This is a genomic window from Variovorax sp. UMC13 (assembly GCF_014170375.1).
In the GTDB taxonomy this organism is placed as follows: domain Bacteria; phylum Pseudomonadota; class Gammaproteobacteria; order Burkholderiales; family Burkholderiaceae_C; genus Variovorax.
In genome coordinates this window covers 17,720-30,847 of the sequence record NZ_LZZW01000032.1, presented here as the reverse complement: position 1 = coordinate 30,847, position 13,128 = coordinate 17,720, and the positions used below count along the sequence as shown (strand labels likewise).

At 71.1% G+C, this 13,128-nt stretch carries 11 protein-coding genes; 4 read left to right on the top strand and 7 right to left on the bottom strand.

Translation table 11 applies throughout. From position 1 onward, the window contains the following. Positions 1–8: 8 nt before the first annotated feature. The 4 genes from kdpC to kdpF form a co-directional block, all read right to left on the bottom strand. On the bottom strand, positions 9–581 hold the full coding sequence (gene kdpC, locus A9977_RS27500) for a potassium-transporting ATPase subunit KdpC (protein ID WP_183027988.1): 573 nt from the start codon (positions 579–581) through the stop codon (positions 9–11). 114 nt (positions 582–695) lie between these two features. Beyond that, complete coding sequence (gene kdpB, locus A9977_RS27495) at positions 696–2,795, bottom strand: potassium-transporting ATPase subunit KdpB (RefSeq protein ID WP_183027987.1); 2,100 nt, start codon at positions 2,793–2,795, stop codon at positions 696–698. Between the two features lie 10 nt (positions 2,796–2,805). Beyond that, positions 2,806–4,608: a potassium-transporting ATPase subunit KdpA gene (gene kdpA / locus A9977_RS27490; RefSeq protein ID WP_183027986.1), complete on the bottom strand. Its 1,803-nt coding sequence runs from the start codon at positions 4,606–4,608 to the stop codon at positions 2,806–2,808. A 2-nt stretch (positions 4,609–4,610) separates the two neighbouring features. Next, complete coding sequence (gene kdpF / locus A9977_RS27485; protein ID WP_183027985.1) at positions 4,611–4,709, bottom strand: K(+)-transporting ATPase subunit F; 99 nt, start codon at positions 4,707–4,709, stop codon at positions 4,611–4,613. Positions 4,710–5,116: 407 nt separating this feature from the next. Between kdpF and A9977_RS27480 the strand changes: the two genes are divergently transcribed. Genes A9977_RS27480 through A9977_RS27465 form a run of 4 tightly spaced genes read left to right on the top strand, consistent with a single transcriptional unit; the run spans position 5,117 to position 9,867 of the window. After that, positions 5,117–6,550 carry a TolC family protein gene (locus A9977_RS27480; protein WP_183027984.1) on the top strand — a complete coding sequence of 478 codons (1,434 nt, stop codon included), beginning with the start codon at positions 5,117–5,119 and terminating at the stop codon, positions 6,548–6,550. After that, complete coding sequence (locus A9977_RS27475) at positions 6,550–7,536, top strand: HlyD family secretion protein (protein ID WP_405054710.1); 987 nt, start codon at positions 6,550–6,552, stop codon at positions 7,534–7,536. Before A9977_RS27480 ends, A9977_RS27475 begins: the two co-directional genes overlap by 1 nt. Positions 7,537–7,543: 7 nt before the next feature. Beyond that, complete coding sequence (locus A9977_RS27470) at positions 7,544–8,728, top strand: ABC transporter permease (protein WP_183027982.1); 1,185 nt, start codon at positions 7,544–7,546, stop codon at positions 8,726–8,728. Continuing rightward, a complete protein-coding gene (locus A9977_RS27465) occupies positions 8,728–9,867 on the top strand; it encodes an ABC transporter permease (RefSeq protein ID WP_183027981.1) in 1,140 nt (379 codons plus the stop codon). Before A9977_RS27470 ends, A9977_RS27465 begins: the two co-directional genes overlap by 1 nt. An 8-nt stretch (positions 9,868–9,875) precedes the next feature. On the opposite strand, the gene A9977_RS27460 is transcribed toward A9977_RS27465, so the two are convergent. From A9977_RS27460 to gabT, 3 genes are read right to left on the bottom strand one after another with little or no spacing between them, the layout of a single operon-like run. Beyond that, positions 9,876–10,304 carry a DUF4189 domain-containing protein gene (locus A9977_RS27460; RefSeq protein ID WP_183027980.1) on the bottom strand — a complete coding sequence of 143 codons (429 nt, stop codon included), beginning with the start codon at positions 10,302–10,304 and terminating at the stop codon, positions 9,876–9,878. 37 nt (positions 10,305–10,341) lie between these two features. Further along, entirely contained in the window at positions 10,342–11,817 is a 1,476-nt protein-coding gene (locus A9977_RS27455) for an NAD-dependent succinate-semialdehyde dehydrogenase (RefSeq protein WP_183027979.1), read from the bottom strand. After that, entirely contained in the window at positions 11,814–13,085 is a 1,272-nt protein-coding gene (gene gabT / locus A9977_RS27450; RefSeq protein WP_183027978.1) for a 4-aminobutyrate--2-oxoglutarate transaminase, read from the bottom strand. The genes A9977_RS27455 and gabT overlap by 4 nt, the downstream gene beginning before the upstream one ends. Positions 13,086–13,128 lie beyond the last annotated feature (43 nt).

Here is a 13,128-nt window from a genome sequence, read left to right as displayed (position 1 = left end):
CCGGGGTTTTACTTCATCGCGTCGAGCGCCAGGTTCAGCGCCAGCACATTGACCCGCGGCTCGCCCAGGAAGCCGGCCAGCGGCGCCTCGGTCTGGCGATGCACCAGCGCCGTCACCTGGTCGAGCGGCAGCTGGCGCAGGCGCGCGATGCGCGGCACCTGGTAGAGCGCGGCCGCGGGGCTGATCTCGGGGTCGAGGCCACTGGCGGAAGCGGTCACCAGGTCGACCGGCACCGATGCGGTGTTGCCCGGGTCGGCCGCGCGCAGCGCCTCGACGCGGCCCTTGACCGCATCGACCAGCGCCGGGTTCAGCGGGCCCTGGTTGGAGCCGCCCGAGGCGGTGGCGTTGTAGGGCATGGGCGCGGTGGCCGAGGGGCGGCCCCAGAAGTGCTTGGGGTCGCTGAAGTTCTGTCCGATCAGCCGCGAGCCGACGGCCTGGCCGTCGCGCTCGACCAGGCTGCCCGCGGCCTGGTCGGGGAACACGACCTGGGCGGCGCCGGTCACGGCCAGCGGATAGAGCAGGCCGGTGAGCACGCTGAGCGCGACGAAGAGCACGAGGGCTGGGCGAAGAATGGTTTTCATAAGGATCTTTCTGTCTCAGACGGGGAACACCGCGGAACCGGCTCTGCCGGGCCGCTGGTGTTGCCCCCTGGAAGGGGGTTGGCGGAGCGACACGAAGTGCGCGCAGACTGGGGGTCAGACCAATCCGATGGCAACCAGCAGCCAGTCGATCAGCTTGATGCCGATGAAGGGCACGACCAGGCCGCCCAGGCCGTAGATCGCGAGGTTGCGGCGCAGCAACGCGGCCGCGCCCACGGGCCGGTAGCGCACGCCCTTGAGCGCCAGCGGGATCAGGAACACGATCACCAGCGCATTGAAGATCACCGCGCTCAGGATGGCCGACGAGGGGCTCGCGAGCCGCATCACGTTGAGCGCGCCCAGTTGCGGGTAGGTGCTCACGAAGATCGCGGGAATGATCGCGAAGTACTTCGCCACGTCGTTGGCGATCGAGAAGGTGGTGAGCGAGCCGCGCGTCATGAGCAGCGCCTTGCCGGTCTCCACCACCTCGAGCAGCTTGGTCGGGTTGGAGTCGAGGTCGACCATGTTGCCGGCCTCCTTCGCGGCCTGCGTGCCGCTGCCCATGGCCACTGCCACGTCGGCCTGCGCCAGCGCGGGCGCGTCGTTGGTGCCGTCGCCGGTCATGGCGACCAGCCGGCCCTCGGCCTGGTACTTGCGGATCAGCGCCAGCTTGTCCTCGGGCGTGGCCTCGGCCAGGAAGTCGTCGACGCCGGCCTCGGCCGCGATGGCGGCGGCCGTGAGCTTGTTGTCGCCGGTGATCATCACCGTCTTGATGCCCATCGCGCGCAGTTCGGCAAAACGTTCCTTGATGCCGGTCTTGACGATGTCCTTGAGCTCGACCACGCCGAGCACGCGGTTGCCCTCGGCCACGGCCAGCGGCGTGCTGCCGCGGCGGGCCGCTTCCTCGGCGGCGCGCAGCACCTCGGCCGGCACGCTGCCGCCCAGCGCCTCGACGTGGCGGCGCAGGGCCTCCACCGCGCCCTTGCGCAGCAGCACGGGATCGGTGTCCAGGCTGCTGGCAGCGGCCGGCAGGTCGACGCCGCTCATGCGGGTCTGCGCGGTGAAGGGCACGAAGCGCGCATCGGCGATCGCGCTGTCGTCGGTGCCGCCGCGGCGTGCCAGCTCGACGATGCTGCGGCCCTCGGGCGTCTCGTCGGGCAGCGAAGCCAGCAGCGCGGCGCGCGCCAGGCGCTCGGGCGTCACGCCCGGCGCCGGGATGAAGGCGCTGGCCTGGCGGTTGCCATGGGTGATGGTGCCGGTCTTGTCGAGCAGCAGCACGTCGACGTCGCCCGCGGCTTCCACCGCGCGGCCCGAGGTCGCGATCACGTTGGCCTGCATCATGCGGCTCATGCCGGCCACGCCCACGGCCGACAGCAGGCCGCCGATGGTGGTCGGGATCAGGCACACCAGCAGCGCCACCAGCGCGGTGAGCGAGACCACGGTACCCGTGCCCATCGCGCCGACGCTGAACACCGAGTACGGCAGCAGCGTGACCGTGACCATCAGGAACACCAGCGTGAGCGCGACCAGCAGGATGGTCAGCGCGACCTCGTTGGGCGTCTTCTGGCGCTTGGCCGCCTCGACCATGCCGATCATGCGGTCGAGGAAGGACTCGCCGGGGTTCACGCTGATGCGCACCACAAGCCAGTCGGACAGCACGCGGGTGCCGCCGGTCACGGCCGAGAAGTCGCCGCCCGACTCGCGCACCACGGGCGCCGATTCGCCGGTGATGGCGCTCTCGTCGACCGAGGCCACGCCTTCGATGACCTCGCCGTCGAGCGGGATCACGTCGCCGGTCTCGACCAGCACGACGTCGCCCTTGCGCAAGTTGGGCGCCTGTTCGGGCAGGAAGGCCGCGCCATGGAAAGGCTCGCTGAGCTTCTTGGCCCAGGTGTCCTTGCGCAGGCCGCGCAGCGAAGCGGCCTGCGCCTTGCTGCGGCCTTCGGCCAGGGCTTCGGCGAAGTTGGCGAACAGCACGGTGAACCAGAGCCAGACCGAGATCGCGAGCACGAAGGCCGGCGGCATGCCGCTGTCGCCCGGAAAGCTCAGCGCATGCAGCCACAGCAGCGAGGTCATGATGCTGCCGATGTAGACGATGAACATCACCGGGTTGCGCCATTGCACCCGCGGGTTCAGCTTGGTGACCGCGCCCCACAGGGCCGGCCGGACCAGCGCCATGTCGAACAGGGAAAGGGAACTTGCAGTTTTCGAGGTCATGGTGCGACCCTCACTTCCAGAGCATCAGGTGCTCGACCATCGGACCCAGCGCGAGGGCGGGCACGTAGTTGAGCAGGCCGACCAGCAGCACGGTGCCGATCAGCAGCGCCACGAACAGCGGTCCGTGCGTGGGCATGGTGCCGGCCGTGACCGGCAGGCGTTTCTTGGCGGCCAGCGCGCCGGCGATGGCCAGCACCGGCACGATCATCGCGAAGCGGCCGAACCACATCGCGATGGCCAGCAGCGCGTTGTAGAAGGGCGTGTTGGCCGACAGGCCCGCGAAGGCGCTGCCGTTGTTGTTGGCGGCCGAGGTCAGCGCATAGAGGATCTCGGAGAAGCCGTGCGCGCCGGGGTTGGCGATGCCCGCCTTGCCCACGCCCAGGCTCACCGCGACGGCGGTGCCGGCCAGCACCAGGATCGGCGTGACCAGGATCGCGATCGAGGTCAGCTTCATCTCGTGCACCTCGATCTTCTTGCCCAGGTACTCGGGCGTGCGGCCGATCATCAGGCCGGCGATGAACACCGCGAGGATCGCGAAGATCAGCATGCCGTAGAGCCCGCTGCCCACGCCGCCGAAGACCACTTCGCCCAGCTGCATCAGCACGATCGGCACCATGCCGCCCAGCGGCGTGAAGGAGTCGTGCATGGCGTTCACCGCGCCGCACGAGGCGGCGGTGGTGACGGCCGCGAACAGCGCCGAGGCGGTGATGCCGAAGCGCGTTTCCTTGCCTTCCATGTTGCCGCCGGCCTGCAGCGCGGACTGCACCTGGTCCACGCCCAGCGGCACCAGCACCGGGTTGCCCACCTGCTCCGCCGGGATGACCACGATCACGGCGATCACGAACAGCACCGTCATCGCGGCCAGCACGGCCCAGCCCTGGCGCAGGTCGCCCACCACGCGGCCGAAGGCGAAGCACAGCGCCACGGGGATCAGCAGGATCGCCAGCATCTGCACGAAGTTCGTGAGCGCGGTCGGGTTCTCGTAGGGATGGGCCGAGTTGGCGTTGAAGAAGCCGCCCCCGTTGGTGCCTAGCATCTTGATCGCCTCCTGCGACGCGACCGGGCCCATGGCGAGCGTCTGGGTCGTGGTGCTGGCGTCTTCCGTCACCGGCGCGCCGGCCTTGTCGAGCAGCGGCTGGCCAGCCGCGTCGAGCTTGGGCGCCTGGTAGGCCGTGGCCTCGAGCGTGGTCACGGTCTTGTAGGCGTCGAAGTTCTGGATCACGCCCTGGCCCGCGAAGAACAGCGCCAGCACGAAGGAGATCGGCAGCAGCAGCCAGGTGGTGATGCGCGTCACGTCGGTCCAGAAGTTGCCCACGAAGCCCTTGCCGTCGGTGCGGCGCGCCGCGAAGCCGCGCGCCAGCGCGAAGGCCACCGCGATGCCGGTCGCGGCCGAGAGGAAGTTCTGCACCGTGAGGCCGAGCATCTGCGTGAGATAGCTCATGGTCGATTCACCGCCGTAGCCCTGCCAGTTGGTGTTGGTGACGAAACTCACGGCCGTGTTGAACGAGGAGTCGGGCGAGATCGCCGCCATCCCTGCGGGGTTGAGCGGCAGCAGGCCTTGCAGGCGCTGCAGGCCGTAGACGACGAAGGCGCCGATCGCATTGAAGGCCAGCAAGGCCAGCGCATAGGTGCGCCAGTGCATGGACTCGCCGGGCGCGACGCCGGCCAGCTTGTAGAGCGGTGCCTCGATGCGCTGCATCCAGCGCGGCAGGCGGCCGTCGCACAGCGCCGCGGTGAAGCGGCCCAGCGGCCAGCCCAGCACGACGAGCGCGACCAGCAGAAGGGCCAGCAGGCCCCAGGCGGAGGAGGTCATGATCAGAACTCCTCCGCGCAGATCAGCGCGAAGACCAGGTAGGTGAACAGGATCACCGCGATCAGGCCGCCCGCGCCGTAGAGCACGTCGAGGCCGATCACGAGCGATCTCCTTCGGTGGCCTTCGGCCGGGCCAGCCTGTTCAGGCCGACCACCATCTCCGCGACCACCACCCACAGCACGGCAACCGCCGCCATCCATACGATGTCCATACAGCACTCCTCAAGTTCGAGACACGGGTGTCAGTCTCGGCAGAGGGGCGTAAAAACGGGGAACAGAGGCGCGCGGGGGGCGTAAAGAAAGCGTAAAAACGCTGGCGGACGCGGACTCGCTGGGCCAAAGGGTAGGACGCGGCACGGCTTCTTCGGCGCCAGGTCCGCCGACCTCTGTAACATCGTCGATGTAACAATTGATCCGCATGCGGCAGACCCTGGCGCAGCGCAGGGAACGCTCCCTGTGATCCTGCAGCAAGCTGTCAGACATGCTGCTGCGCAAGGCAACCTGAAACGATGCAACGAACCCGCCGCGCCCTCTGCCCTTCCCTGCTGCTGGTGCCGGCCTTGCTGGGGCTCGGCACCGCGGCCATCGCGCAGGCGCAGCCCCGCGCCGACACCCTCGCGCTGAGCTTCGACGCGGCCCGCGCCCGCATGCTCGACCGCTCCGACAAGCTGGCCGCCGCGCGCGCCGCGGTCGACGCCAAGGAGCTGCAGCGCCAGGGCCTCCAGGGCCTGGGCGGGCCGACGGTCAGCATCTCGGGGCTGGCCTATGCCTACAACGCCAACCTGAACCTCGACCTGGACCCGCTCAACCAGAAGCTCGGGCAGGCCGGCGCGATGCTGCCGCCTTCGCTCCAGGGCTTCGTCTCGCGCCTGCCCATCCCGCAGCTGCCCAACAGCTACACGCTGAACCGGCACGACACCGGCGCCAACGCCTCGGTCTCGGCCGTCTGGCCGCTCTACCTCGGCGGCGCGACCGATGCGGTGCGCGGCTTCGTCTCGGCGCAGACGCGCGAGGCGCAGGCCGATGCCGAGCAGGCCGGCCACGAGGTCGACACGCTGCTGGTGCAGCGCTACTTCAACGCCCAACTCGCGCAGCGCGCGGCCCTGCTGCGCGCGCAGGCCGAGCGCACCATCGCGCAGCACGACGCGGCGGCGCAGAAGATGCTCGCCGCCGGCGTGATCTCGCGCGTCGAACGGCTGCAGGCCGGCGCGGCCTATGAAGAGGCGCGGCGCAACGCGCGCAAGGCCGAGGACGACGCGGCCCTGGCGGCCGTGGCGCTGGCCCGCACCGTGCGCGCCGAGGGCAGCGTGGCGCCGCAGACGCCGCTGTTCGTCCTCAGCACGCCGGTCGAGCCGCTGGGCTACTTCATCGACTCGGCGCTCGTGCGCCACCCGGGCCTGGGCAAGGTCGCGGCCAAGAAGTCGCAGGCCGAGCAGCTGCACGAAGGCGAAGAGGCGCTGCGCCGCCCGCAGGTCATCGCCTTCGGCACGCGCGAGCTCAAGAGCGGCAACGCCGACTGGGTGGCCGGCATCGGCGTGCGCTGGTCGCTCTACGACTCGATCGACCGCAACGCGCTGTCGGCGGCGTCGCAGAAGCAGATCGAGCAGGCCGAGCGCACCGGCGCGCAGGCCCGCAGCGACATCGCATTGCTGGTCGAACGCAACTGGCGCGCGCTGGAGAACGCACGCCGCCAGTACCTGGAGATGAAGGTCTCGGTCGAGCTGGCGCAGGAGGTGCTCAGGCTGCGCACCTCCGGCCTGCGCGAAGGCACCAGCACCACGCTCGACCTGATCGACGCCGAGACCAACCAGGCCAAGGTGCTGACCGAACGCGCGCAGGCCGCCAACGACTATGTGCAGGCGCTCGCGCAGCTGCTCGAGAGCGCCGGCCTGTCCGACAGCTTTTCCGACTACATCGCGCGTGCCGACGTGAAGGTGAATTGATGATGAGTGCCAAGACCCGAAAACTGATCGCGATCCTCGCCGCGCTGCTCGTGCTCGCGCTGCTGGTCTGGGGCTTCTGGCGCGCGTCGCAGCCCGCGCCCGAGGTGTTCCAGGGCCAGATGGAGGCGCGCGAGACCGACGTGGCCGGCAAGGTGACGGCCCGCGTGGCCGAGGTGGCGGTCAAGGAAGGCGACCGCATCCAGGCCGGCGCGGTGCTGGTGCGCATGGACAGCCCCGAGGTGCGCGCCAAGCTCGCCCAGGCCACCGCCGCCGAACAGGCCGCGCAGGCCGTCGCCGACAAGGCGCAGAACGGCGCGCGGCCGCAGGAGGTCGAGATGGCGCGCATGCAATGGCAGCGCGCCGAAACCGCAGCCCAGCTCGCGCAGACCTCGTTCCGCCGCGTCGACGGCCTGGCGCGCGAAGGCCTGGTGGCCGACCAGAAGCGCGACGAGGCCGAGGCCAACTGGAAGGCCTCGCGCGACGCCGCCATCGCGGCCCGCGCGCAGTACGACATGGCGCGCAGCGGCGCCCGCCCCGAGGACAAGGCCGCGGCCAGCGCGCAGGCGCGGCAGGTGGCCGGGGTGCTGGCCGAAGCCGAGGCCGCCAAGGCCGAGACCGAACTGCGCAGCCCGGTGGGCGGCGAGGTGGCCAAGGTGCTGGCCAAGGTCGGCGAACTGTCGCCGCAGGGCGTGGCGGTGGTCACCGTGGTCGACCTCAACGACCAGTGGCTGGTGCTCAACGTGCGCGAAGACCGGCTCGCGCGTTTTGCGATGGGCAACGAGTTCGACGCCCGCCTGCCCGCGCTGCCCGAAGGCCAGCGCACGGCCCGCTTCAAGGTCTACTACAGCGCCGTGCTGCCCGACTTCGCGACCTGGCGCGCCACGCGCGGCGGCGCGGGCTTCGACGTGCGCACCTTCGAGGTCCGCGCACGGCCGCTCCAGCCCATCGAAGGCGCGCGCCCCGGCATGAGCGTGCTCGTCGACTGAAGCGGCCATGAGCCTGCGCGGCTTCTCCACCGCCAGTGCACGGCGCGAGTTCGCGCTGCTGCGCACGCGCCCCTGGGACCTGGCCATGGTCTCGTGGGTGCCGTTGCTCGCGGTGTTCCTGATCTGGTGGATCTTCTCGGCCGGCCTGCCCCAGCGCCTGCCGATCGGCGTGCTCGACCAGGACCACTCCGCGCTGTCGCGCCAGCTCATCCGCTTTCTCGACGCCACGCCGGGCCTGCGCGTGGTGCAGCAGTATCGCGACGAAGGCGAGATGGCGCGCGCGCTCACCGGCGGCGCGGTCGACGCCGCGGTGCAGCTGCCGCGCGACCTGAGCCGCGACGTCAAGCAGGGCCGGGTCGGCCAGATCGTGCTACTGCACAACGCGCAGCTGGGCACGCATTCGAGCCTGATCCAGCGCGACGTGCGCACGGCCGTGGGCACGGTGTCGGCCGGGGTCGAGCTCGCGGTGCGCAACAAGCGCGGCGAATCGATGAGCGCCGCGCGCGTGAGCATGGAACCGATCAAGGCCAGCACGGTGGCGCTGTTCAACACCTCGACCGACTACGAGCAGTTCCTCGGCGCGGCGCTGATCCCCGCGCTGCTGCACATCCTCGCGATGACCGCCGGCGCCTGGGCCGTGGGCCGCGAGCTGCGCGACCGCAGCCTCGGCGCCTGGCTGGGCGCCGCACCGCGCTGGCACGAGGCCCTGGCCGCGCTGGCGGGCAAGCTGGCGCTGCCGCTGGCGAGCCTGTCGGCCGTGGCCATCGCCGCCATGCTGTGGATCACGGCCGGGCGCGGCTGGCATCCGGTCGGCTCGCTGGGCTGGACGCTCACCGCACTGGTGGTGTTCCTCGCGCTGTCGATCGCGCTCGGCGCCTTCGTGGCCGGCCTCACGCGCTCGCTGCGCACCGCGCTGTCGGCCACGGGCTTCCTCACCGCGCCGGCCTTCGCTTTCGGCGGCGTGGGCTTCCCGCTGGTCGCCATGCCCTTCTTCGCGCAGCTGTGGGCCACGCTGCTGCCCTACACCCACTACATCCGCGTTCAGATGGAGCAGCTGCAGATGGGCGCGCCGCTGGCCTACTCGGTGGCGACGCCGCTGTGGATGGTGCTGGGCACGGCCGTGCTGCTGGCCGCCACGGCGGGCACGCTGGTGCGCGCCGCCGGGGCGCCGGACACTTGGGGCGGACGCTGATGGCCGACGAGCGCCTCCACCTCGGCGCCGCCTGGCGCGACACCGCGCTGGCCGTGCTGCGCGACAAGGGCGTGCTGCTGATCATGCTGCTCGCGCCCATCGTCTACGGCTTCTTCTACCCCTGGCCCTACGGCACCCAGGCCGTCACGCGCGTGCCGGTGGCGGTGGTCGACCAGGACCACAGCGCACTGTCGCGCCAGATCGCGCGCTTCGCGATGGCCAACCCGCGCCTCGACGTGCGCCTGGTCACGGCCGACGTGCACGAGGCGCAGCAGGCGCTGTGGCGCGGCGAGATCGAGGGCTATGCGCTGCTGCCGGCCGACCTCAAGCGCAACGTGCTGCGCGGCAGCTCGGCCGTGGTCAGCATCGAAGGCAACGGCGCCTATGCGCTGCTCAACAAGGCGGTGCTCTACGGCTTCTCGGAGGCCGTGGGCACGGTGTCGGCCGGCGTCGAGATCCGCAAGCTGCAGGCCGGCGGCCAGAGTGCCGCACAGGCGGCGCGCAGCCGCAGCCCGCTCAACACGCAGCTGGTCGCGCTGTTCAACCCGACCGAGGGCTACGGCAGCTACGTGGTGCCGGCGGTGGCCCTGCTGATCCTGCAGCAGACGCTGCTGATGGGCGCCGCCATGCTGGCCGGCACCTGGGCCGAGGCCGGTCGGCTGCGCGCCTCGATGGGTGCGTGGCTGGGCCGGCTGGGCGCGCTCTCGGTGTTCGGCTTCCTGAGCGGGCTCTTCTACTTCGGCTGGGTGTTCTTCCTGCAGGACTATCCGCGCGGCGGCAATCCGGGCAGCGCGCTGCTGCTGCTGGCCTTCTACGTGCCCGCGATCTGCACGCTCGGCCTGCTGCTGGGCTGCTGGTTCCGCGACCGCGAGCGGGCCCTGCAGGTGCTGCTGTTCACCGCCCTGCCGATGGCCTTTCTCTCGGGCTTCTCGTGGCCCGTGGAAGCGCTGCCCGGCCCGCTGCAGGCGCTGCGCTGGCTCTTCCCGAGCACCGCCGGCATCCAGGCCTCGCTGCGGCTCAACCAGATGGGCGCGCCGCTGCACGACGTGCTGCCCTACCTAGGCGCGCTGGGGGCGCTGACGCTGGCCGGGCTGCTGACGCTGTGGCGCGTGGCCACGCCGCGCGCCGGCAGGCGCTGATCCTGCGCTCAGGACAGCGAGCAGACGCTCACCGCGAGCTTGCAGGGTTCGGTCGGCAGGTGGGCATCGCAGGCGGTCACGGCGGCCTGGCCGGCGGCCTTCGAATCGGGCCCCAGCCCGCCGGCCCATTCGCCGAAATTGCCGGTCGCCAGCGCGCCACAGCTGCGGTCGAAATACACGCGCACCTCGCAGGCGCCCGGCGCACGCTTGGCACCGGTCGCGCGTTCGCACTGCGCGCGCGCGAGCCGCTCGGCCGTGGCGCGCGAGGGCTGGTTGAAGGCATAGCCATGGGCGCCGGGCTTGGCCGCGATCGCGCCCCAGCTGGGCTTGGGTGCGGCGGCGGCGGTCGGGGCCGCCTGGGCCACCGACAGGCCCGCGCAGCACAGGGTGAGCGCGGCGAAGCGCCGCACGAGGGAGAGGGTCGATGCAACAGCCATGTCCCTGAGGTTAACCAGGGCGCGCGCGGCCCCGCGCTCAATCTTGCAAGCAGAGGTATTTGAGTTCGAGGTAGTCCTCGATGCCGTGGCGCGAGCCTTCGCGGCCCAGGCCCGACTGCTTCACGCCGCCGAAGGGCGCGACCTCGTTGGAGATCAGGCCGGTGTTGGCGCCGACCATGCCGGTCTCCAGCCGCTCGCCCACGCGCCAGATGCGGCGGCGGTCTTCGGTGAACAGGTAGGCCGCCAGGCCGAACTCGGTGTCGTTGGCCATCGCGACGGCCTCGTCCTCGGTCTCGAAGCGGAAGACCGGCGCCAGCGGGCCGAAGGTCTCTTCGCGCGCCACGCGCATGGCCTGCGTCACGCCGGTCAGCACCGTGGGCTCGAAGAAGCTGCCGCCCAGCGCATGCGGCTGGCCGCCGGTGCGCAGCTGCGCACCCTGCGCGAGCGCGTCGTCGATGTGCTCGCGCACCTTGGCGACCGCGCGCGCATCGATCAGCGGCCCCTGCGTGACGCCGGCCTCGAGGCCGTTGCCCACCGGCATCGCAGCCACCGCCTGCACCAGCCGCTCGACCAGCGCATCGTGGATGCCGGCCTGCACATAGATGCGGTTGGCGCACACGCAGGTCTGGCCGGCGTTGCGGAACTTGGAGGCGAGGATGCCCTGCACGGCGGTGTCGAGGTCGGCGTCGTCGAACACGATCAGGGGCGCGTTGCCGCCGAGCTCGAGCGACAGCTTCTTGATGGTCGGCGCGCACTGCTGCATCAGCGTTCGGCCCACGCCGGTCGAGCCGGTGAAGCTGAGCTTGCGCACCACCTCGCTCTCGCACAGCGCTCCGCCGATGGCCGGTGCGTCGCCGGTCAGGATCTGCAGCACGCCCGGCGGCAGGCCGGCCTCCAGCGCCAGCACGCCGAGCGCGAAGGCGCTGAGCGGCGTGAGCTCGGCCGGCTTCACGACGATGGTGCAACCCGCGGCCAGCGCCGGGCCGACCTTGCGCGTGATCATCGCGGCCGGGAAGTTCCAGGGCGTGATGGCGGCGCAGACGCCGATGGGCTGCTTGAGCACCACCATGCGCTGGCCGCCGCGCTGCGGCTGCAGCACTTCGCCGTCGATGCGCTTGGCCTCCTCGGCGAACCACTCGATGAAGGAGGCGGCATAGGCGATCTCGCCCTTGGCTTCGGCCAAGGGCTTGCCCTGCTCGAGCGTCATCAGGCGGCCGAGATCGTCCTGGTGCGCGAGCATCAGGTCGGCCCAGCGGCGCAGCACCTGGGCGCGCTCGCGGGCGCTGCGCGCGCGCCAGGCGGGCAGCGCCGCGGCGGCGCCGGCGATGGCGCGTTCGGTTTCGGCGCGGCCCATCCGCGGCACGCTGGCGAGGACTGCGCCGGTGGCGGGGTCGCTCACTTCGAGTGAGCGGCCGTCGTCGGCGCCGACCCAGCGGCCGTCGATCAGGCAGGCCTGTTGCAGCAGGTCGGGACGGGCGAGGCCCAAGGTGTCGGTGGGGAGGCGTGCGTTCATGCTTCTTGCAATGTTTGGTCGATGATGTCGAGCGCGCGGTCGAACAGCGCGTCGGGGATGGTGAGGGGGTAGAGGAAGCGGATCACGTTGCCGTGCATGCCGCAGCTCAAGAGCAGCAGGCCCTGCGCGAGCGCTTGGGCCTGCACGCGCTTCACGGCCTCGGCGTCGTGGGCGCCGGTGGCGGGGTCGCGCAGTTCGATCGCGACCATCGAGCCCTGGGCCCGCACGTCGGCAATGGCCTGGTTCGATTCCCTGGTGCTCAGCAGGCGTGCCACCAGCTTCGCGCCCAGGGCAGCGGCGCGCTCGCACAGCTGCTCGTCGGCGATCACGTCGAGCACCGCATGGGCCGAGGCCACGGCCAGCGGGTTGCCCGCATAGGTGCCGCCCAGGCCGCCCGGCGCGGGCGCGTCCATGATCGCGGCGCGGCCAGAAACGGCCGACAGCGGCATGCCGCCGGCCAGGCTCTTGGCCAAGGTGATCAGGTCGGGCTCGACGCCGTGGTGCTGCATCGAGAACAGCTTGCCGGTGCGCGCGAAGCCGGTCTGCACCTCGTCGGCGATGAACACGATGCCGTGCGCATCGCACAGCACGCGCAGGCCCTGCAGCAGTTCGGTCGGCGCGACGTTGAAGCCGCCCTCGCCCTGCACCGGCTCGATCACGATCGCGGCCACACGCTGCGGATCGATGTCGGTCTTGAACAGCCTGGCCAAGGCCGCCAGCGAATCCGCCGCACTCACGCCTTCGATGGCGCTCGGGAAAGGCACGTGGAACACGTCGGCCGGGAAAGGCCCGAAGCCGATCTTGTAGGGCGCGACCTTGCCGGTCATGGCCAACGCCATCAGCGTGCGGCCGTGGAAGCCGCCACCGAAGGTGACCACGCCCGCGCGGCCGGTGTGGGCACGCGCGATCTTCACCGCGTTCTCGAGTGCTTCGGCGCCAGTGGTGAAAAACGCGGTCTTCACCGGGCCGCCGATCGGCACCAGCGCGTTCAGGCGCTCGGCCAGCGTCACCACGCTCTCGCATGGAACGATCTGGTAGGCGGTGTGGGTGAACTGCTTCAGCTGCGCGGCGATGGCGGCCTCGATGCGCGGGTGGCGGTGGCCGGTGTTGAGCACCGCGATGCCGGCGGCGAAGTCGATGTACTCGCGGCCCTCCACGTCCCACAGGCTCGCGTTCTCGGCGCGCTGGGCGAAGAAGTCGCACATCACGCCCACGCCGCGCGGCGTGGCGGCCAGGCGCCGGGCATGGAGTTCGGTGTTGCGGGTCATGTAGCAGTGCAGAGGGATGTCGATGGGTGGTGCATGATTGAAA